The sequence below is a fragment of the Stenotrophomonas sp. INTA L402-1 genome (assembly GCF_059295135.1).
This window is the reverse complement of sequence record NZ_JCAFWP010000138.1, coordinates 1-659: the sequence shown is the minus strand read 5'-3', so window position 1 is coordinate 659 and position 659 is coordinate 1. Positions and strand designations below refer to the sequence as shown.

General features: G+C 51.0%; 2 protein-coding genes. Both read right to left on the bottom strand.

From position 1 onward, the window contains the following. Nucleotides 1-250: GntT/GntP/DsdX family permease (locus AC5O77_RS21940; protein ID WP_444860068.1), on the bottom strand; the 250-nt coding region annotated here is incomplete at its 3' end. Between the two features lie 3 nt (nt 251-253). After that, a partial coding sequence (gene gntK, locus AC5O77_RS21935) for a gluconokinase (RefSeq protein WP_494507194.1) occupies nt 254-659 on the bottom strand: 406 nt, incomplete at its 5' end.

Genomic DNA, 659 nt, shown 5'->3' with positions numbered 1-659 from the left:
CGCCAGTTTCATGTAAGATCTTGCCAAACATAGCTCCCAGGGCGACAACCACCGCCAGGAAGCCGAGGGTGCCTCCCATCCCTTTTTCCATCGTCGCTGCGATTTTATCGAGCGGCATACCGGAAAAAAGGCCAGCCCCCATGGACACCACCATCAAAGCCAGGAAAGCGTGCATACGCGCCTTCATGACTAAAAACAGCAGCAGTAAAACAGACCCTACTGCTGTTAAAACAAGCGTTAATGTAGTCACTACTTATTTGCCTTTTTTAATAACCTCAATGGTGCTTGCCACAACACCTTCCAGCGGTTGATCGATATCCACCACCAGTACATCGGTTTCGTCCGCACCCGGCTCCTGCAGCGTTTCAAACTGCGTCACCAACATTTGGGTTTTAAAGAAATGGCCTTTGCGCGCTTTCAGGCGGCTTTCAATCACATCAAAATCGCCTTTCAGGTAGATGAAAGAGAGATTCGGATTACCCGCGCGTAGCAGGTCGCGATAGTGTTTTTTCAGTGCAGAACAGACGATCAACGACACTTTATTGGTACGCTGCATGGCAAACGCGGCGTCGTTCAGCGCCTGCAACCACGGCTTGCGATCGTCGTCATTCAGCGGTTCACCAGACGCCATTTTTTCGATATTGCAGCGCGGATGGAGG